The sequence below is a fragment of the Bradyrhizobium sp. S3.2.6 genome (assembly GCF_040546885.1).
GTDB lineage: Bacteria > Pseudomonadota > Alphaproteobacteria > Rhizobiales > Xanthobacteraceae > Bradyrhizobium > Bradyrhizobium cytisi.
Map to the genome: position 1 here is coordinate 86,395 of NZ_JBEPOS010000003.1, position 19,560 is coordinate 105,954.

A 19,560-nucleotide genomic window follows, 5' to 3' on the forward strand; every position below is an offset into this window, starting at 1 on the left:
ACGTGCCCGCCGGCGATCACCACGCACTCAAAAAGAAAAGGTGGGCACGACGCTTTCGCGTCTTTGCCCACCCTACGAATTCAGGGCAAGAATTTTACGCCGCGCGGACCTTGGCGAGGAAGCCGTCCACCGCGCTGCGCAGCGCGCCGGATTGGCTGTCGAGCTCGCGGGCGTTGGTGAGCACGTCGCTGGCCGCACTGCCAGTCGCTTCCGCGGCCGAGGTGACGCTGCCGATATTGGCGTTGATCTCGCTCGAGCCGGCCGCGACCGACTGGATGTTGCGGGCTATCTCGCGGGTGGCTTCGCCCTGCTGCTCGATCGAGGACGAAATGCCGGCGGTGATCTCGCTCATCTCGGCGATGGTCTGGGTGATGCCGCCGATCGCTGCGACCGCATCGCTGGTCGAGGTCTGCATCGCCGCGACCTGGGCGGAGATTTCCTCGGTGGCCTTGGCGGTCTGGTTGGCCAGCGCCTTGACCTCGGAGGCGACGACGGCGAAGCCGCGGCCGGATTCACCGGCACGCGCCGCCTCGATGGTGGCGTTGAGCGCGAGCAGGTTGGTCTGCGCCGCGATCGAATGAATGAGCTTGACCACCTCGCCGATCTTCTCGGCGCCGGTCGAGAGCTCCTGCACCGTGGCGTTGGTACGCTCGGCGTCGCTGACGGCGCGGCTCGCCACTTCGGTCGAGCGCGTCACCTGGCGGGAGATTTCCGCAACCGAGCTCGACAGCTCTTCGGCGGCAGCAGCAACCGTGCCGACATTGCCGGACGCCCTCTGCGAGGCCGCACCGACCGTTGCCGCCCGCGACGAGGCGTCGCTGGCGGTCGCGGTCATCGACTGCGCGGTCGACTGCATGCCGGCAGCCGCCGACGAGACCGAGCGGACGATGCCGTTGACGCTGCGTTCGAAGTCGTTGGCGATATCTTCCATCGCGCTGCGGCGTTCCGTCGCGGCGCGTTCCTTCGCCGCCGCGTCGGTCTGCTCGAGGTCGCGGATGCGGACCGCGTTGTCCTTGAAGATCTGGACGGTCGCGGCCATCGCGCCGACCTCGTCGCCGCGGCCGACGCCGGGAATGTCGCCCTCGAGCTTGCCGCCGGCGAGATCCTTCATGCGGGTGCCGAGCAGGGCCAGCGGACGGCTGATGCTGCGGCCGATCATCCAGGCAACGCTGCCGGCGACGATGACGATGCCGAGCATGGCGAGACCAAGCGACCAGAACACGGGGACCATCTTGGCGTCGATGTCGTCGAGATAGGCGCCGGTGCCGAGATACATGTCGAAGCCGGGAACGGCCACCGCGTAACCGATCTTGCGGATCGGTGTTTCCTGGCCGGGCTTCACGTATTCATAGTACAGCAGGATCGAGCCGTTGGCCTTGACGCCGTCCATCAGCTCGACCGACAGCCTGCGGCCATTGGTCACGACGTCCATGCGGTTGCTGCCGATCTGCTTCGGATCGGGCGCGAGCTGGGTGATGCCGTCATAGGACGTGCCGAACAGATAGCCCGAGCCGTTGTCGTAAGTCATCGCATTGCCGTAGCGGCGAAGCTCGGCCATGGCCGCATCCTTCGTCAGCTCGCCGGCATCGACGCGCTTCTTGAGCGCGGCTGCGTAGTTACGACCAAGATCGGCGATCGACCTGGTCTGGTCGATGCGCGCGTCGACCATGGCGCGCTTCATCAGATAACCGGCCAGGACTCCGGAGATGCAAAGGCCGAACAAGGTGACGCCGACAAGGATGCCAAGCTTGGGGGCGATCTTCAGATTGCTCAACTTCACGGGGTGGGCTCTCCGGGGAAAAAGGGACGCGGGCGCGCGAGTGAATCGATCGAAATTAAATCAACTTTTAGTGTGAGACCCCTTAGCAAGTTACTTACGCGCCTCCGTAGAAGCCCCGACGATGCCGGCAAAACCGGCAAATAATCACGAGTGCGACAACCGGGAATTGTACGCGACCGCGCCGATTTCGCGTAAAAGACGCAAAGGCCCGCCCAAAGGTGCTGGCCACAACAAGAACCGACAAACCAAATCGGGAGCAGGAAATGCCGAAATACAGGGTGGTGACGCCGAAGGGCGCGAGCTTCACGGTCGCCGGCAGCGACTATTCTTACGAGCGCGAGGCGCTCGATCCGATCGATGCCGAGATCGTCGAGGCGCCGGCCAACGAGGCGGAGTTCATCGCCGCCGCCAGGAATGCCGACGCGATCTACGCCAAGGGCATCCCGATCACCAAGACCATCATCGACGCGCTGGAGAGCTGTAAGGTCATCACGCTCGGCTCGGTCGGCGTCGACAGCGTCGACGTGAAGGCCGCGACCGCGCGCGGCATTCCCGTCACCAACATCCCCGACACCTTCATCGAGGAGGTCGCCGACCACGCCATGATGCTGCTGCTCGCAGGCTTTCGCCGCCTGGTCGAGCAGGACAAGATGGTGCGCACCGGCCGCTGGGCCGAGGGCCGGCCGGCGCTCTTGAAGATCCCGCGGCTGATGGGCCAGACGCTTGGCTTCGTCTCGTTCGGCCGCGTCGCGCGTGCCGTTGCGAAGCGCGCCGCACCGTTCGGCCTGCGCATGATGGCCTATGATCCCTTCATCCAGGAAACGCTGATGTGGGACCACGGCGTCATCCCGGCGACGTTGAACGAGGTGCTGTCGCAATCCGACTTCGTCTCGATGCATGCGCCTGCCCGGCCCGAAGTGCATCACATGCTGACCGAGAAGCATTTTCGGCAGATGAAGAAGGGCTCGATCTTCATCAATACCGGGCGCGGCGCCACCGTGGACGAGGAGAGCCTGATCAAGGCGCTGCAGGAGGGCTGGATCGCGCATGCCGCCCTCGACGTGCTGGAGAAGGAACCGCCGTCGCACAACAACCCCATCCTCAGCATGGAGAACGTGACCCTGACCGCCCATGTCGCCTCGGCCTCGGCACGGTTCGACGAGGCGCGCAAGCGCCGGGTGGGCTACGAATTGTCACTGGTGCTTCAGGGCATGTGGCCGGTAAGCTGCGTGAACCCGTCGGTGCTGCAAGACACCGCGCTCCGCCGCTGGCAGCCCGTCGGCATGGACCGCGGCCCGAACAGCTAAGGCGGCCGGCGCAAAGCGCGCCAAAAGACCAAAACGGCCCTTCACCGGCGATCAACGCCGGGAAGGGAGACATCATAGGGAGGAACTGATGAGGAACGACATCACACGTCGTGATGCCTTGGCGCTGGGCCTGTCCGCTGCAACGGTCGCTGCCACTGGTGTTGCAGCGCACGCTCAATCCGCGATCAAGGCCGCCGACGTCCCCGCGCCGAAACTGCCGATCGAGAAGGGCGCAAGCTTGCGCATGTTGCGGCCGGTACGCTTCGTTCAGGCCGACGAGGACGTGTTCCGCGCCAATGCGGCCAAGTTCACCAAGGAGACCGGCGTCGAGGTCAAGGTCGATTTCGTCGGCTGGGAGGACATCAACCAGCAGACCGCGGTCACCGCCAATTCCGGCGCCGGCCCCGACATCATCATCGGCTTCTCCGATGCGCCGCACATCTATATCGACAAGCTGATCGAGCTGACCGACGTCGCCGACTATGCCGGCAAGCGTTACGGTGGCTGGCTGCCGCTGGCGCAGCGCTACGGCAAGAAGAACAAGAGCGACACCTGGATCGGCCTGCCGTTCGGCGCGACCGCGGGTCCGCTGATCTACCGCAAGTCGATCCTGCAATCGGTCGGCTTCGACAAGGTGCCGGAAGACCATGCCGGCATCCTCGATCTCTGCCAGAAGCTGCAAAAGGCCGGCAAGCCCGCCGGCTTCGCGCTCGGCAACGCCAAGGGCGACGGCAACGGCTTTGCGAGCTGGGCGCTGTGGTCGCATAACGCCGCCCTGCTCGATGAGGAGGGCAACGTTATCATCAACAGCAAGGAGACGATCGCTGCGCTGAACTGGGTCAAGCAGCTCTACCCGACCTTCATCGCCGGCACGACCTCGTGGAACGACGTCAGCAACAACCGCGCCTATGCCGCGCAGGAAATCGCACTGACCGCCAATGGCGTCTCGCTGTATTTCTCGCTGAAGAACGATCCCGCGACCAAGGCCATCGCCGACGACAGCGAGCATCAGCTGCTGCCGAAGGGCGTGGCCAAGGTCTCGCCGATGGCCGGCCTGACGCTGAACGCCATGGTGTTCAAGCACAGCCAGTACCCCAACGCCGCAAAGGCCTTCCTGCAATTCATGCTGGAGAAGGACCAGTACGAGCCGTGGCTCAACGCCAACTCCGGCTACTGGGCGCAGCCGCTCGCGGCCTATGCCGAGGCCGCCGTGTGGTCGCAGGACCCGAAGGTGAAGCTGTTCAAGGACACCATGAACAGCACCTATTACGACGGCTATGCGGGCCCGATCTCGACGGCGACCGGCGCCGTCAGCGCCGACTACGTGCTGATCCAGATGTTCGCGTCGGTTGCGACCGGCGCGGCCACGCCGGAGGCCGCCGCCGCAGAAGCCGAGCAGCGCTGCAAGCGGTATTTCAGGCGGCAGAGGTAAGACGGAGCGACCGTCATTGCGAGGAGCCCTTGCGACGAAGCAATCCAGACTGCCAGCCGCAGAACCAGACTGGATTGCTTCCGCCTTCGCCAAGGCTTCGGCGGACAAGTCGCTTCGCTCGCAATGACGGTGTGGTGACACTTCAGACGGGACCAACGAACCGATGTCCGTGACCACCCTTTCCTCATCCGTGCTGGTCCAGCGGCAACCGAACTGGCTGGTGCGCCTGTTCGACTACAAGCCGTTCCTGGTCGTGATGTGCCTTGCGCCCGCGATCGGGCTGCTCGGGGTATTCCTGACCTATCCGCTTGGGCTCGGCCTCTGGCTCGCCTTCACCGACACCACGATCGGCCGCAAGGGCGAATTCATAGGCCTGGAGAACTTCCAGTACCTGCTCACCGATTCCCTGTGGTGGAACGCGGTATTCTACAGCGTGGTCTACACGGGCATCGCGACCTTCGGGAAGTTCGCGCTCGGCTTCTGGCTTGCGCTATTGCTCAACAACCATTTTCCGTTCAAGAGCCTGCTGCGCGCGATCATCCTGCTGCCCTGGATCGTGCCGACGGTGCTCTCGGCGCTGGCGTTCTGGTGGATCTACGATCCACAGTTCTCGATCATCTCCTATCTGCTGGTCGACGTGCTGCATTGGCGCACGAGCAACATCGACTTCCTCGGCTCGCCCTGGCCGGCGCGGTTCTCGCTGATCGCCGCCAACATCTGGCGCGGTATTCCCTTCGTCGCGATCTCGCTGCTGGCGGGGCTGCAGACCATCTCGCCCTCGCTCTACGAAGCCGCCATGCTCGACGGCGCCAGCGCCTGGCAGCGCTTCCGCTATATCACCTTCCCGATGATGATGCCGATCCTCGCCATCGTCATGACGTTCTCGATCATCTTCACCTTCACCGACTTCCAGCTGGTCTATGCCATCACCCGCGGCGGCCCCGGCAACTCGACCCATTTGCTGGCGACGCTGGCGTTCCAGCGCGGCATCGCCGGCGGCGAGCTCGGCGAAGGTGCGGCCATCGCGGTGTCAATGATCCCGTTCCTGGTGTTCGCGACGCTGTTTTCCTATTTCGGCCTGGCGCGCCGCAAATGGCAGCAGGGAGAGGCCAATGACTGACACCGCGCAAGCCTCCGCGGTCGCCGACGCGAAAGCGGCGCCCGACACCATGGCCTGGGATTCCGGGCTGCGGCGGCTGATGATGATCTATCTGCCGCTCGGCTGCTTCGTGCTGATCCTGCTGTTTCCGTTCTACTGGATGGCGATCACGTCGTTCAAGCCGAACGCGGAGCTGATGAACTACCGGGAGCACAACCCGTTCTGGATCTCCTCGCCGACGCTCGCCCACATCAAGCACCTGCTGTTCGACACCGCCTATCCGCGCTGGCTGTGGACCACAATGCTGGTCGCGATCGGCTCGACCACGCTATCGTTGATCGCGAGCACACTCGCTGCCTATGCCATCGAGCGCCTGCGCTTCCGCGGCAGTCCGTATGTCGGTCTCGGCATTTATCTCGCCTATCTGGTGCCGCCGTCGATCCTGTTCATCCCGCTCGCCACCGTCGTCGTGCAGTTTGGCCTGTTCGACTCGCCCCTGGCGCTGATCCTGGTCTATCCGACCTTCCTGGTGCCGTTCTGCACCTGGCTGCTGATCGGCTATTTCAAGTCGATCCCCTACGAGCTCGAGGAATGCGCGCTGGTCGACGGTGCGACGCGGCTGCAGATCCTGCGGCGGATCACGCTGCCGCTCGCGGTGCCCGGCCTGATCTCGGCCGGCATCTTCTCCTTCACGCTGTCCTGGAACGAGTTCATCTACGCGCTCGCCTTCATCCAGAGCGGCGCCAACAAGACCGTGCCGGTCGCGATCCTGACCGAGCTCGTCACCGGCGACGTCTACCAGTGGGGTGCGCTGATGGCGGGCTCGCTGCTCGGCTCGCTGCCGGTCGCGATCTTCTACTCGTTGTTCGTGGATTACTACGTGTCTTCGCTCACCGGCGCGGTAAAGGAATAGCTGTGCCTGCGGCGTTTGGCCCGGTTTCACAAAACTGCAATACGCGATCCGCATAAGACGGCCTCCCGTTAACAGGAGACGCACATGCGCGCGACTTTTCTCAGCACCGTCGCAACGGTCATTCTCACCGCGAGCACCGCGCTCGCACAGAGTGAGGGTGAATTCCCGGCCAAGCTCGCCGGCCACGTTGTGATGCCGGCCGCGACCTTCATCGATGCCCCGGCCGATGCGCCGGCCGATCTCAAGACCTCGGGCAAATACACCACCGGCAAGCGCGTCGACGCGCTCGGCACCGTGATGGGTAAGTCGTTTGAGCGTTCGACCGGCGTCTCGCTGCCGTTCAAGGGCCAGCCGCTGCAGGGCCATTCCGGCATCAAGACGATGCCCGACGGCAGCTTCTGGGTCATCACCGACAACGGCATGGGCGCGCGCGCCAACTCGCCGGACTCGATGCTGTACCTGAACCACTACAAGATGGATTGGGCGGGCGGCAAGATCGAGCGCGAAGCGACCGTCTTCCTGCACGATCCCGACAGACGCGTGCCGTTCCGCATCGTCCACGAGGACACCGAGAAGCGCTATCTCACCGGCGCCGACTTCGACACCGAAGGTTTCCAGATCATCGGCGACACCTTCTGGATCGGCGACGAGTTCGGCCCCTACGTGCTGAAGGCCGACAAATCAGGCAAGATCCTCGCCGTGTTCGAAACCATCGCCGACGGCAAGCCGGTGCGCTCGCCCGACCACTGGGCGGTGGCGACCCCGGGTGCGCCCGGCGCGACCTACACCAACGTCAACCTGCGCCGCTCCAAGGGCTTTGAGGGCTTCGCGTCCTCCAAGGACGGCAAATTCCTCTACGGCCTGCTCGAAGGTCCGCTGTGGGATGCCGACAAGAAGGATTGGGAGCGGGTCGACGGCAAGGAAGCGTCCCGCATCCTCGAATTCGACGTCGCCGCGGAGAAATTCACCGGCCGCTACTGGCAATATGTGTTCGAGCAGAACGGCAACGCCATTGGCGACTTCAACATGATCGACCCCAGCGCCGGCCTCGTCATCGAGCGCGACAACGGCGAAGGCACGCCCGACAAGGCCTGCCTGGCGGGCACCCGCGGCGAGAACTGCTTCCCTGACGTCGCCAAGTTCAAGCGCGTCTACAAGATTGAGCTGACGGAGGCCAATGTCGGCAAGCCCGTGCGCAAGATCGGCTATATCGACCTCCTGAAGATCCAGGATCCCGACAAGAAGGCGCGCAAAGCCCTCAACGACGGCGTCTACACCTTCCCGTTCTTCACCATCGAGAACGTCGATCGCGTCGACGACACCCACATCATCGTCGGCAACGACAACAATCTGCCGTTCTCGTCCAGCCGCGATCCCAACAAGGCCGACGACGACGAGTTCGTGCTGCTCGACGTCGCCGATTTCCTGAAGGCGAAGTAAGCTGGAGCTCTCTCAACACGGTCATCGCCCGGCTTGACCGGGCGATCCAGTATGCCGCGGCATCCGTGTGATACGGAAATGCCGCGGAGTACTGGATGCCCCGCCTTCGCGGGGCATGACGGGAGAGAAGGAGCGAAGCGGGTGATATCTAGCCCGACGGCACGATCACCATGCTCTTGTCCTTCGGCCAGCGGACGCGCCAGGCGAAGTTGATGTCCTTGACCTCGCCGGGCTTGGCGTCGAACGACCATTCCAGCACGCCGCGCTTGTCACGGATATCTCTTGCCGTGAGCGGCGTGGTCGCGGGCAGCATCTCGACGACGATCTCGTCATTCTCGCTAACCGGCAGCTGATCCTCGATCGCGACGTGAATCGGGAAGTCGTGGCCGTTGCGGATGGTGGTCTTGAAGGTGCGCTCATCGGTCTTCGAGGTCGTCACGATCAAGCCGGCCGAGCCCTCGTTGCGCTTGAGCACCGCGCGCTCGACCTTGACCTTGTCGTCGGCGCCGAAGCCGAGGCGCACGATGTCGTCCTTGACTGAGCCCGAGAGCTTGCCGCGGCCGACGAAAATGCCGTCGCGGTAGATCGCGACCTTGCCCGGCAGCAACGTCGTGTCGTCGGTCTGCTTGAAGCTGGCCTCGAGGAAGGCGGTGGGATCCAGCACCGGTGCAGCGCGCACCGCGAGATCGGCGGGCACGGTCATCGAGGCGATGCGCAGGCTCTTGGCGCCTTCGGCGGCGCCGAGGCTGACGCGGCCGGGGATTTTGAAGGTCGCCTGGAAGTCGCCGATCTCCGCAACGGCTTGCTGCTCGTCGGCACGTTGGGCCGGCAGATCAAATTCCTCCCTGCTTCGTGCCGCCTCCATCTTTCGCAGCATCGGCGCCGCCGCAGGCGCCGGCATGTCAGCGGCCCCTTCCAGTGCGCGCGGCTTCGGCACCTGCGGATATTGCGCCACCAGCGAGCCCAGCTCCGGCGCGCTGCCGCCGCGGGCGATACGGACGGTGGAAACGCCGAGCGTGACGTTCGACCAGTCCTCGCCGGTCGATTGCGTGACCTCGGCGCGGCGGACCAGCTCGAGCTGCGGCTTGCGGTCCTTGGCGCCAGTGTCGAGCCGGGCGTCATAGAGCGGCAGCCAGCGCGCATTGCGCACGGTGTACGTCACTCGCAGCGTTGCCTTTGTCGCGGCTGCCGAGGCGATGTCGATCCGCACCTCGAGCTTGCTCGGCGGCTTGGCGGATCGGTCGGCTTCGAGCTGCGCGACCTGGCGATCGATCTCGCGCTGTTTTCGTGCGGCGTCACGGATCGCCGTTTCAGCGGCTGCAACTTCCTCGCCCACGGCGGTGAAGGCCGCGCGCCACTCGGTAATCGGGCGCGCCTCGCCCTTCTCGCCGAGGCCGGCGGGAGAGGCTTCGGCAAAGCGCTGCGCGAATTTGCGCCGGGCGGCCGCCGCATCGATCGCGCCTTGCAGGTCGGCGCGCTCGTCCTTGAGCGCCTCGATGCGCTTCTCGAGCTCGGTAAGATTCACCGGCGGCGCCGCACGCGGCGGCCGCGCATCGATGGTGCCGATGGTGAGTTTTGCGCCGGCCTCACCCTCGACGCGCAAAGAGGATGGGTCGAGCGAGAGCGGAAAATCCTTGGCGACCAGCGTGCTGTCGCCGGTGGCGAGGTCGATCGCAATCACGCGGGTGACGGTGGCGCCATCAGGATAGACGGTGACGTTGTCGATCGCCGATGTGGCGTCCACATCGGCGGCCCATGAGGGCGAGGCGAGCGCTGCGGTCACCAGGACCAGGCTCGTCGTCGCCAGACATCTTGCGATCGTACGCATCAAATTTCTCCCTGCCGATATCGCCGCGTCGCCAGCCGGACGCGCAAAAACGTGCCACGCCATCGTGGTGAGACGCGGCAGGGAAGGAACCGGTTCGATTAGGGTTTCCGTTGGGCGCCGTTGCGGCGGCACCATGGCCGCGGAACGCGTCACCGCGCCGCGGCACAACCGAGTCGTAAAAGGCCGAGGTCAGGCTTGGCCGGGCGTACCCTGGCCAAAAATGCGGCGGAGCAAATCCGTCACGTTGCGGGCGCCGGCCTTCTTCAAGATGCTGGCGCGATAGCCTTCCACCGTGCGTGCGCTCAGATGCATCCGCCGGGCGACCTCCTTGTTGGTCCGGCCGGCAGCGAGATGCGCGAGCACATCGCCTTCGCGCGCGGTCAGGGGTTCGCAGCCGGGCAGCCAGCGCTGCCGGCTCGAATCGGGCTGGGCAGACTCGTCGATCGCAGCATCGATCCGACCGACGACGTCGTGGGTGCGGAACGGTTTCTCGATGAAGTCGGCCGCGCCGCTCTTGATGGCGTCGACCGCCATGGCGATGCTGCCGTTCGCCGAGGTCACCAAGACCGGCGCCATGCAATTTTCTTCGCGCAGGCGCTTGAGCACGTCGAGGGCGGAGCGATCCGGCGGCATCTCCAGCAATACGCAGGCCGGCATCCGCGCCTTGGCTTCCGACAGCAGCGATGCGCCGTCGGCGAAGCAGATCACGTTATAAGCGCTCTGCTGGAGCGCATTGGACAATTGTTCGCGGGAGGCAGCGTCGGTTTCAATGACGAATACCTCACCCTTGGAAACCATGTTTCCCGGCATAATCCCGATCCAGCAATGTCTTGGTCAAATGGCACGTGACGGCCGGAGGCCCCATCGCGCCCCGCCGTCATGAGCACGGCATTGGCGCCGGTGCTTCGCTTTCTCTTATGTATGTTCCACCTTGTTCCCGGATTTGACGGCTCGGGACAGAAACTTTACATTTCGGGACATCTGCGGGGAATGGCTGACAGGAATAGGTCGCATGACCGACCTCATTCGCAGCGCAGGCTTGAGCTGTTATCCGGAGGTCGCCCGGTCGGTCGGGCTCGACCCCGGGAAAATGATGCGCAAGGCCAGGCTGCCGTTGGCCGTCCTCGATCAGCCCGATACCCCCATCGCCGTCGCAAGTCTGCGTCGCCTGCTCGAATTGTCGGCAGAGGAATCCGGCGCCGAAGATTTCGGCTTGCGGCTGGCCGAGCGCGGAGGACTGACCAATTTCGGCGCGGTCGGCCTGATCGTGCGCGAACAGGCGACCGTCGGCGAGGCCATCGAGGCATTCTCGCGCTTCATCCATGTTCATCACGACGGCATGAAGCTCGAGATCGTCAGAGCCAAGCAGACTGTGACCGTCACATTGCATCTGCGCGGCCGGCAGCCGACCGCCCCGCGCCAGTCGATCGACATGGCGCTCGGCAGCGTCCATCGCATCATCCAGTCGCTGTTCGGCAGTGACTGGCGGCCGCAGGAAGTTCACCTGCACTACCCGCCGCCGCACGACCGCAAGTGCTACCGCGAGTTCTACGGCTGCCGCGTGATCTTCAACGCGGAGGAGGATTCGATCCTGCTGTCGGCGCACGACATGGAGCGCCGGATCCCGAGCGCGCATCCCCTCATCGCGAACTATCTGCGCAAGCGGATCGAGGCGATCGAAAACCGGCCGGCAAGCTGGGAGGGGAAGGTCGACGAGGTCGTGCGCATCCTGCTCGCGAGCGGCGACTGCACCGTCGAACGCGTGGCCGAGCATCTCGCCTGCACCCGCCGCACCATCCATCGGCACCTGGCCGAGGCGGGCACCAGCTTCTCGGCCATTCTGGATGCGCAACGCGCCGATCTCGTGATCCAGTTGATCGAGGACCCGGACCGGCCGCTGGCGGACATCGCCGCACAGCTCGGCTTCTCGGCGCAGAGCGCCATGGCCCGCTGGTTCCGCGGTCGCTTCGGCTGCACCATCACCGACTGGCGCAAGGGCGTTCGGCCGCAGGCGCAGCGGACCGAGGTAGCATCGGCATCAGCCGCTTAAGGCTCAGTGCGCGCAGGGCCGGTGGAATTGGAGGAGCCGCAGCCACGCCTCATACTGCATCATTGCGAGCGCAGCGGCGCAGCGAAGCAACCAGAGTCTTTCCGCGGAGACAGCCTGGATTGCTTCGTCGCAAGAGCTCCTCGCAATGACGGTGTCGAGGCAGTGTGCAACGTACGTCCAAACGAAAAAGGGCCGGGACGAAGCCCGGCCATTCCGCGATCATTCTTTTCCGCTGTCTCAGGTGTTCTTCAGCGCGACACGAAACTCGGCTTCGGTCTTGGCCTTGACCTCGTCGAGCGTGACGCCGTCGGCGAGCTCGATCAGCGCCATGCCGCCGTCGCCGTGCTTGTCGATGGTGAAGACGGCGAGATCGGTGACGACCATGTCGACCACGCGCTCGCCGGTCAGCGGCAGATTGCACTTCTTCAAGAGCTTGGAGCCGTCCTTGGCGGAATGCTCCATCACCACGACGACGCGCTTGACGCCGGCGACGAGGTCCATCGCGCCGCCCATGCCCTTGACCATCTTGCCGGGGATCATCCAGTTGGCGAGATCGCCGTTCTGGGCCACCTGCATGGCGCCGAGGATCGACAGATCCATATGGCCGCCGCGGATCATGCCGAAGGAATCCGCGCTCGAGAAATACGAGGTCGAGGGCAGCTCGCTCACGGTCTGCTTGCCGGCGTTGATGAGGTCGGCGTCCTCCTCGCCCTCGTAGGGGAACGGGCCCATGCCGAGCATGCCGTTCTCGCTCTGGAGGCTGACGTCGACGCCGTCGGGGATGTAGTTCGAGACCAGCGTCGGGATACCGATGCCGAGATTGACGTAGTAGCCGTCGCGCAATTCCTTCGCGGCGCGCGCGGCCATCTGTTCACGGGTCCAGGCCATGTGACTCTCCTTAGGCGGCGGTGCGCGGGCGGGTGTTGCGGAATTCGATGCGCTTCTGGGCCGTGCCGACCTCGACGATGCGCTTCACGAAGATGCCGGGCGTGTGGATGTGGTCGGGGTTGAGTTCACCGGCGGGAACCAGATGCTCGACCTCGGCCACCGTGATCTTGGCAGCAGTCGCCATCATCGGATTAAAGTTGCGCGCAGTCTTGCGGTAAATCAGGTTGCCGGCGGTATCACCCTTCCAGGCGTGCACGATGGCGAGGTCGGCGAACAGGCCGCGCTCCATCAGATACTTCTCGCCGTCGAACTCCTTCACTTCCTTGCCTTCGGCGATCAGCGTGCCGACGCCGGTCTTGGTGTAGAAGGCCGGGATGCCGGCGCCGCCGGCGCGGATGCGCTCGGCCAGCGTGCCCTGCGGATTGAATTCGAGCTCCAGCTCGCCGGCGAGGAATTGCTGGGCGAACAGCTTGTTCTCGCCGACATAGGACGAGATCATCTTCTTGATCTGGCGGGTTTCCAGCAGGCGACTGAGCCCGATGCCGTCGACGCCGGCATTGTTCGAGACAACTGTCAAACCCTTGACGCCGGAGTCGCGAATCGCATCCGACAGCACCTCGGCGATGCCGCAGAGGCCGAAGCCACCCGACATGATCATCATATTGTCCTTGAGAACGCCCTCAAGCGCCGACTTGGCGTCGGGATAGACCTTGTTCATGCAAAAACCCTCGACTGAAGCTGCGGCCTGCAGGCGTCGCGCCATTATTGGCGGCGATTATTAGGCGAAATCGTCCGAAGCCGTCAATGATACGGGGTTCTCCGTTCGGAGAGCCGGTGGTAGAAGCTGCCCACGCCGTGGGCAGACCCGCCCGCGGCCTTGAAAGCGACAAGAAAACCCATCAAGTTGCGGGGGTTGGGCGTGGGGGCGCGCAGGTTTCCCGCTCCGCCCTTCTGGCTCCAGCGACCAACCCGATCAGGACATGCCATTGACCATGGCCCAAGGAATGAAGCGCCTCGGGACGCCGATCGCGGCGCTGCTCGGCCTCGCGCTGATCGCCCTGCTCGCGACCTCCTGGCTCATCAACCGCGACGCGCTGCGCAAGGCAGTGGAAGCGCAGATCCGCGACGTCACCGGGCTCGAGCTCAGCGTGGCAGGCAACATCGACATTTTCGTGCTGCCGGCAAGCTACATCTCCTTCCATGACGTCGGCCTCAAGGGCGGCGGCACCGCCGACCCCGCGCTCCATGTCGACGTGCTCACCGCCAATCTCAGGCTCTTGCCGCTATTGCTGCAACGGTTCGAGATCGCCGACCTGACGCTGCTGCGGCCGCACATCCATGTCCGCCTGAAGCGGGACGGCGAGAGCAACTGGACACCCTTTATCCAGACCATCGCACGGACGATGAAGCCCGGCGCCGACAACCAGGTCTCGTTCTCCGAGATCAGGATCCAGGACGGGGTGCTCAATTACGAGGACGTTGCCACCAACGCCATCGAGAAGTTCGAGGATATCGACCTGTCGCTAGCCTGGCCCTCGATCTCGCGCTCCTTTGCCGCGACCGGACAATTCGACTGGCGCGGCGAGCGCGTCGACGGCTCCATCAGCATTGCCGATTTCGTCGCGGCCCTCTCCGGCGACCGTTCGGGCTTGAAGGCGCGGATCGCCAGCGCACCGCTCAAGCTCGCCTTCGACGGCAGCGTCGCCAACCGCACCAGCCCGATGATGGAGGGCACGCTCACCATCGACAGCCCCTCCTTGCGCAACGCGTTGCGCTGGACCGGCCAGCCGCAGCCCGGCAGCGGCGGCTTCGGCCGCTTCGCGCTGAAGGCGCGCGCCAATGTCGTCGGCGCCTCGATCGCGCTCACCAACGTCAATGTCGAGCTCGACGGCAACACCGCCGAAGGCGTGATCACCTACGCCAATAACGGCCGGCAGACGCTGCAGGCGACGCTCGCCGCCGACGCGCTGGACCTGACGCCCTATATCTCCACCTTCCGCCTGCTCGCGAGCGGCGCGCGCGACTGGAACAGGCAGCTGTTCGACCTTAATGGTCTCTCGACCACCGACCTCGATATGCGCCTGTCGGCCGCCAAGCTGACGGTCGGCCCCACGAAGCTCGGCCGCACCGCGATCGGTGCGAACTTGCGCAACGGCACGCTGGCGCTCTCGGTCGGCGAGGCCCAGGTCTATGGCGGCATCGCCAAGGGCTCGTTCGGCATCTCGCGCTCCGACACGGTCGCCGACATCAAGGCGCAATTCCAGTTCACCGACGTCGACCTCCAGGCCTGCGCCTCCGAACTGTTCGGCCTCAACAAGCTGTCCGGCCGCGGCAATATCAACGTGTCGCTGCTCGCTTCCGGCTCGAGCCCGTTCGGCCTGGTGCAGTCGCTCGACGGCACCGCCACCGTGACCGGCCACGACGGCGCGATTGCAGGCTTCAATGCCGAGCAGCTCTTGAAGCGGCTCGAGCGCCGGCCATTGTCCGGCGGCGGCAATTTCCGCAATGGCTCGACGCCGTTTGACAATCTCACCATTGCCGTGAAATTCGCCGACGGGATCGCTACCGCCGAGGACATCCGGATCGAGGGACCTTCGGCGAAGATCACGCTGACCGGTACCGCATCGGTGCCGACGCGCGAATACGACATGAAGGGCGTGGCGAGCCTCAACACAACGTCCGGCTTTCAACTGCCCTTCATGGTGCAGGGTCCCTGGGACGATCCGCTGATCTTCCCAGATCCCGAGGCCCTGATCCGCCAGTCGCCTGCGGCGTCTCCTTTCCTCGACCTACTGAAGCAGCGCATCACCGGCGGAAAGCGACAGGCGCCGGAGGGTTCGCCGACGGCGGAGAACGCCAAGGAGGGCGCGAAGTCCAACTAGCGTGAAAGGCAGCATCCAGCTGCCGATTGCGTCGCTGAAATCCAGTTCTTGTCCTCTCGTGCAACTGCTGCCACGCCATTCGATCCCGATGCCGCTTCGTGAGCGCCACTCTGTCCCAGCTCACGGGCCAGCACCTCGCGGTCACATGCGTCCTCCCAGAGCGAAATGGTGATGGCTGCGACACAGTTGCTGATCATGCTCGTCAACGCCCGCGCTTCCGACATGAAGCGGTCGATGCCCACCAACAGTGCGACGCCGGTCACCGGCAGATCCGGCATCACGGTAAGCGTCGCGACCAGCGCGACGAAGCCGCTGCCGGTAACACCCGCGGCCCCTTTGGACGTCAACAGCATCAGGCCGAGCATCGCCGCGATCTGTCCCCAGGACAGGTGAATGTCGCAGGCCTGGGCGATGAACATGGACGCCAGCGTGAGATAAATGGCGCTACCGTCCAGATTGAAAGAGTAGCCCATCGGCAATACGAGCCCTGACACGCCTTTCCGGCAACCCAGCTGCTCCAGCTTGCGCAGCGCGCCGGGCAAGGCCGGCTCGGAGGACGATGTGCCGAGCACGATCAGCAGCTCCTCCTTGAAGTAGCGGATGGTCTTCCACAGGCTGAAGCCGTTCAGCCGCGCCAGAGTGCCGAGCACGACGACCACGAAGACGGAGCAGGCGACATAGAAGGTCAGGATCAGCAGTCCGAGCGAGCCGATCGAACGGATGCCGTAGCGGCCGACCGTGAACGCCATCGCTCCAAAAGCGCCGAGCGGGGCAAGCTTCATGATGAAGCCGAAGGACACAAACAGCACCTGTGAGAACGAGTCGATGGCCTTTGTCACCGCACCACCGCTGTCGCCGGCACGGCCAAGGCCGAAGGCGATCAGCACCGAGACCAGCAGCACCGGCAGCACTTCACCATCGGCGAAGGCGCCGAAGAATGAATGCGGGATGATGTGCAGCACGAAATCGGCAAATCCGGACGCCCCCGCCTGCTTGCTGAATTTCGCCGCCACCGTTGGATCCAACGTGCTGACGGAGACATGCATCCCCTCGCCCGGCTGGATCAGCGACACGGCGGTCAGGCCAGCCAGCAATGCGAGCCCGGTCAGCAAGTAAAACAGCGCCATCGACTTCATCAGCGTGCGGCCGATGTCGCGGGAATCGCTGATGCTGCTGATGCCGCTCACGATGGTGCAGAACACGATCGGCGCGATCATCATCTTGACCAGCTTTACGAAGCCGTCTCCGAAGGGTTTTACCGCGGCACCGAATTCGGGCCAGAAATGGCCGGTGAGGATACCGAGCGTGAGACCGATCAGCACCTGGACATAGAGAATCCGGTAGAATGGTTTTCGCACCTCAGTGGTTGGGTGCCCGGCCAGCGCTTCCTGCATTCTCGTTTCTCCCGTGGCTCTGATTCATGGCTCTGATTGATTCTTGGCTCTGATTTTTCTTGATGGCTTCGGAGGCGGCCAGGCTTCAGGCCGCCAGGACTGGATGGGGCTCGTGCGACCGGCGGGCGAAGACGTGGCCCTCGAAAATTCGCCGGGCTGTCCGCTGCACCCGGGCAACCGGGCCGGGCTCCAACCGAACCGCGAGTTGGCCGGAAGGATGGGCAAGCGTGATCGTCACGGGCGGCGCCAGCAGTCCGACCATTTCCGCGGCGATCGTTCCGGGCGTCACACACGCAGTCGCGATCGCGACAGCGCCGGTCACCGCCAGCGCGCTATGGCAGTCGTGCGGCATGAAGTACCGGGTGTTCAATGTCGCCTCGACCGCGGTCGCAATCAGAATCGGTTTCGGAATCACCATTGACGCGGAATCCGGAAAACCCATCCGGCGGCCAGCCTCGATGCGCAAGTTCTCGAGCCGCGCGCGGAAGCCGCCCTCGGCGAAAGCCGAGGGTGCCTCGCGGCCGGTCCATCCCAGATCGGCCGCGCGGACAAGCATGACGGGCATGGCTGCGTCGATACAGGTGACGTCGATCCCTTCGAGGCGATCGATCGGACGTCCTGTCGGCAGCAGGCGACCGGTGCGTGCGCCGGCCGCGTTGGGGAACGACAATTCTATGGGCGCGGCCGTTCCCGGTACACCGTCGATCCGCGCCTCGCCTTCGTAGGTCACCCTGCCGCCGGGAGTGGCAACCGTCGCATCGATCAGTTTGCCGGTGTTGACATTATGGATGCGCACGTGAGTGCGATCCGCGGCAGCGGCGACCAGGCCGGCTTCAATTGCGAACGGCCCCACCGCCGCCAGCATATTCCCGCAGTTCGGCGCGGTATCGACGATCCCTTCACGGACCCGCACCTGGGCGAAGAGGTAGTCGACATCGGCACCAGCTACCGATGCCGGTCCGACGATCGCGACCTTGTTGATAACGGCGTTGCCACCGCCGATGCCGTCGATTCCAAGATCGTGTCCTCCTCCCATGACGGACAGCAGGATCGCATCGCGCAGCGTGGGTTCGGCCGGAAGGTCGCTGGCCAGAAAGAACGGCCCGCGCGAGGTACCCCCGCGCATCACCACGCAGGGAATAGCAATCTGATCGTTCATCGGGGCGCTTCCTTCGGGCGACATTTTCGCTCGGCCCCACGATCCCGCGATCCCACTCTTTTGTAAAATGCAAAGATTTGATGTATTATTCCGATTATCAACATAACGGAGCCCAGCCATGAATGCCGAACTTCTCGACCTGAAGGCGTTCATCACCGTCGCGGAGATGGGCAGCTTCGTCCGCACCGCGAAGGCGCTGAACCTGTCTCAGCCGGCGCTGAGCCGACGCATTCAGAAGCTGGAGGAAAGCCTGGGCGCGCCGTTGCTCGAGCGGTCCACGCGCCACGTCAATCTCACCATGACGGGCCGCGACTTCCTGCCGAAAGTGCGCCGCCTCATCGACGAGTTCGAAACTTCGGTGCTGGCGATCCAGGATATCGGCGCGCGAAGTTCAGGTCTGGTCTCGGTGGCTGCGGTGCCGACAGCGGTATTCTATTTCCTGCCGCGGGCGATCGGCCGATTCGCCGAAGCATATCCGCGCATTCGCGTCCGGATTCTCGACATCGGCGCCAATGAAGGACTGGAAGCGGTCGCGCGCGGAGAAGCCGACTTCGGCATCAATTTCATTGGCGCTTCGCATGCCGAAATTGAATTCGAGAAACTGGTCGAAGACCCTTTCGTGCTGGCCTGCCGCCATGACCATCCATTGGCATCGCGCAAACAGGTGAGCTGGTCGGAGATTGTGCCGCACCGTGTCATCACGGTGGGTCGCAACAGCGGCAATCGCGCGTTGATCGACAATGCGATGGCGCGGCACGGCTTGCAGCTCAACTGGACCTACGAAGTCGCTCACCTCTCCGGTTCGCTTGGCTTGGTCGAAGCGGGACTGGGCGTTGCTGTGCTACCGAGGCTCGCGACGCCAGCCGCCGGCCATCCGATCATTCACACCATTCGGTTGATCGAGCCGGAGGTATCGCGGACGATCGGAATCGTGCGGAGGCGCGGAGCAACGCTATCTCCGCATGCAAGCCAGCTTCTGAAAATGCTTCTCGAGGCATGGCGCTCACCCCTGCGAACGAGCGGGCAAGGCAGGCCGCGCCCCCCATCCGCCGGGGCAAGCTCGAATGCCGCTTCGATAGGCCTGAAGCGGAAACGCTGACAACTCGCCCGTCGCGGTGCCGGACTGTTCCTGCCCCCTGTCGTGTTCTCAAAGGATTTCCAGATCTCCGCCGGAGCACCGCGGCGCGGCCGCTTGCATTGCGTTCGGTCCTCACACCGCTTACAACAGCCGATCTTTCAGCAATCCGGCGTGTGTGCGGCGGATGGTGGGCGAAGCAAGCGCGCACGAGGCGAATTGATTGCCACGAATTGATGCAGCGTTTAGATCGATGCGGGATTAAGCATCTTCACAGCCCTCAGCCCACGACCTATGTCTGACAAGAAGCCGC

15 protein-coding genes are annotated in these 19,560 nt (G+C 64.3%); 8 read left to right on the top strand and 7 right to left on the bottom strand.

From position 1 onward, the window contains the following. Positions 1-94: 94 nt before the first annotated feature. Positions 95-1,780, bottom strand: a complete 1,686-nt coding sequence (locus tag ABID58_RS08180; protein WP_354032263.1) for a methyl-accepting chemotaxis protein — start codon at positions 1,778-1,780, stop codon at positions 95-97. A 263-nt stretch (positions 1,781-2,043) separates the two neighbouring features. Here ABID58_RS08180 and ABID58_RS08185 point away from each other — a divergent pair, with 263 nt between their 5' ends. From ABID58_RS08185 to ABID58_RS08205, 5 genes are all read left to right on the top strand, one after another. Further along, entirely contained in the window at positions 2,044-3,087 is a 1,044-nt protein-coding gene (locus tag ABID58_RS08185; protein WP_354032264.1) for a C-terminal binding protein, read from the top strand. 88 nt (positions 3,088-3,175) lie between these two features. Next, on the top strand, positions 3,176-4,519 hold the full coding sequence (locus ABID58_RS08190) for an ABC transporter substrate-binding protein (protein WP_354032265.1): 1,344 nt from the start codon (positions 3,176-3,178) through the stop codon (positions 4,517-4,519). 163 nt (positions 4,520-4,682) lie between these two features. Further along, positions 4,683-5,639, top strand: a complete 957-nt coding sequence (locus tag ABID58_RS08195; protein ID WP_354032266.1) for a carbohydrate ABC transporter permease — start codon at positions 4,683-4,685, stop codon at positions 5,637-5,639. Further along, entirely contained in the window at positions 5,632-6,531 is a 900-nt protein-coding gene (locus ABID58_RS08200) for a carbohydrate ABC transporter permease (RefSeq protein ID WP_502916390.1), read from the top strand. Before ABID58_RS08195 ends, ABID58_RS08200 begins: the two co-directional genes overlap by 8 nt. Before the next feature lie 84 nt (positions 6,532-6,615). After that, on the top strand, positions 6,616-7,971 hold the full coding sequence (locus ABID58_RS08205) for an esterase-like activity of phytase family protein (RefSeq protein ID WP_354032267.1): 1,356 nt from the start codon (positions 6,616-6,618) through the stop codon (positions 7,969-7,971). 148 nt (positions 7,972-8,119) lie between these two features. Here the strand turns inward: ABID58_RS08205 and ABID58_RS08210 are convergent, their stop codons facing one another. Together ABID58_RS08210 and ABID58_RS08215 are read right to left on the bottom strand one after the other, a co-directional pair. After that, a complete protein-coding gene (locus ABID58_RS08210; RefSeq protein WP_354032268.1) occupies positions 8,120-9,799 on the bottom strand; it encodes a mucoidy inhibitor MuiA family protein in 1,680 nt (559 codons plus the stop codon). Positions 9,800-9,988: 189 nt separating this feature from the next. Further along, a complete protein-coding gene (locus ABID58_RS08215) occupies positions 9,989-10,609 on the bottom strand; it encodes a response regulator transcription factor (protein WP_148756290.1) in 621 nt (206 codons plus the stop codon). 202 nt (positions 10,610-10,811) lie between these two features. On the opposite strand from ABID58_RS08215, the gene ABID58_RS08220 reads away from it, so the two are divergent. Next, the gene (locus tag ABID58_RS08220) at positions 10,812-11,849 is read left to right on the top strand and encodes an AraC family transcriptional regulator (protein ID WP_354032269.1); all 1,038 of its coding nucleotides are present in this window, start codon (positions 10,812-10,814) and stop codon (positions 11,847-11,849) included. A 237-nt stretch (positions 11,850-12,086) separates the two neighbouring features. On the opposite strand, the gene ABID58_RS08225 is transcribed toward ABID58_RS08220, so the two are convergent. After that, positions 12,087-12,737 (bottom strand): CoA transferase subunit B, encoded by a 651-nt coding sequence (locus ABID58_RS08225; RefSeq protein WP_100176475.1) that lies wholly within the window; start codon positions 12,735-12,737, stop codon positions 12,087-12,089. A gap of 10 nt (positions 12,738-12,747) precedes the next feature. Beyond that, positions 12,748-13,455 (bottom strand): CoA transferase subunit A, encoded by a 708-nt coding sequence (locus ABID58_RS08230; protein ID WP_148756292.1) that lies wholly within the window; start codon positions 13,453-13,455, stop codon positions 12,748-12,750. A 274-nt stretch (positions 13,456-13,729) separates the two neighbouring features. Here ABID58_RS08230 and ABID58_RS08235 point away from each other — a divergent pair, with 274 nt between their 5' ends. Then, entirely contained in the window at positions 13,730-15,619 is a 1,890-nt protein-coding gene (locus ABID58_RS08235; RefSeq protein ID WP_148756300.1) for an AsmA family protein, read from the top strand. Here ABID58_RS08235 and dctA read toward each other — a convergent pair. Together dctA and ABID58_RS08245 are read right to left on the bottom strand one after the other, a co-directional pair. After that, entirely contained in the window at positions 15,616-17,013 is a 1,398-nt protein-coding gene (gene dctA, locus ABID58_RS08240) for a C4-dicarboxylate transporter DctA (RefSeq protein WP_354032270.1), read from the bottom strand. The genes ABID58_RS08235 and dctA overlap by 4 nt on opposite strands. Before the next feature lie 85 nt (positions 17,014-17,098). Beyond that, positions 17,099-18,172, bottom strand: coding sequence for a 4-oxalomesaconate tautomerase (locus ABID58_RS08245; protein ID WP_354032271.1), 1,074 nt, complete (start codon positions 18,170-18,172; stop codon positions 17,099-17,101). Between the two features lie 118 nt (positions 18,173-18,290). On the opposite strand from ABID58_RS08245, the gene ABID58_RS08250 reads away from it, so the two are divergent. After that, complete coding sequence (locus tag ABID58_RS08250; RefSeq protein ID WP_354032272.1) at positions 18,291-19,271, top strand: LysR family transcriptional regulator; 981 nt, start codon at positions 18,291-18,293, stop codon at positions 19,269-19,271. The last annotated feature ends 289 nt before the right edge of the window (positions 19,272-19,560 follow it).

Coding starts and splice junctions, on each gene's coding strand:
- ABID58_RS08200 (WP_502916390.1), top strand. CDS start 5,632: ATGACTGACACCGCGCAAGCCTCCGCGGTCGCCGACGCGAAAGCGGCG.
- ABID58_RS08235 (WP_148756300.1), top strand. CDS start 13,730: ATGGCCCAAGGAATGAAGCGCCTCGGGACGCCGATCGCGGCGCTGCTC.
- ABID58_RS08185 (WP_354032264.1), top strand. CDS start 2,044: ATGCCGAAATACAGGGTGGTGACGCCGAAGGGCGCGAGCTTCACGGTC.
- ABID58_RS08220 (WP_354032269.1), top strand. CDS start 10,812: ATGACCGACCTCATTCGCAGCGCAGGCTTGAGCTGTTATCCGGAGGTC.
- dctA (WP_354032270.1), bottom strand. CDS start 17,013: ATGCAGGAAGCGCTGGCCGGGCACCCAACCACTGAGGTGCGAAAACCA.
- ABID58_RS08245 (WP_354032271.1), bottom strand. CDS start 18,172: ATGAACGATCAGATTGCTATTCCCTGCGTGGTGATGCGCGGGGGTACC.
- ABID58_RS08225 (WP_100176475.1), bottom strand. CDS start 12,737: ATGGCCTGGACCCGTGAACAGATGGCCGCGCGCGCCGCGAAGGAATTG.
- ABID58_RS08215 (WP_148756290.1), bottom strand. CDS start 10,609: ATGCCGGGAAACATGGTTTCCAAGGGTGAGGTATTCGTCATTGAAACC.
- ABID58_RS08210 (WP_354032268.1), bottom strand. CDS start 9,799: ATGCGTACGATCGCAAGATGTCTGGCGACGACGAGCCTGGTCCTGGTG.
- ABID58_RS08195 (WP_354032266.1), top strand. CDS start 4,683: ATGTCCGTGACCACCCTTTCCTCATCCGTGCTGGTCCAGCGGCAACCG.
- ABID58_RS08250 (WP_354032272.1), top strand. CDS start 18,291: ATGAATGCCGAACTTCTCGACCTGAAGGCGTTCATCACCGTCGCGGAG.
- ABID58_RS08205 (WP_354032267.1), top strand. CDS start 6,616: ATGCGCGCGACTTTTCTCAGCACCGTCGCAACGGTCATTCTCACCGCG.
- ABID58_RS08190 (WP_354032265.1), top strand. CDS start 3,176: ATGAGGAACGACATCACACGTCGTGATGCCTTGGCGCTGGGCCTGTCC.
- ABID58_RS08230 (WP_148756292.1), bottom strand. CDS start 13,455: ATGAACAAGGTCTATCCCGACGCCAAGTCGGCGCTTGAGGGCGTTCTC.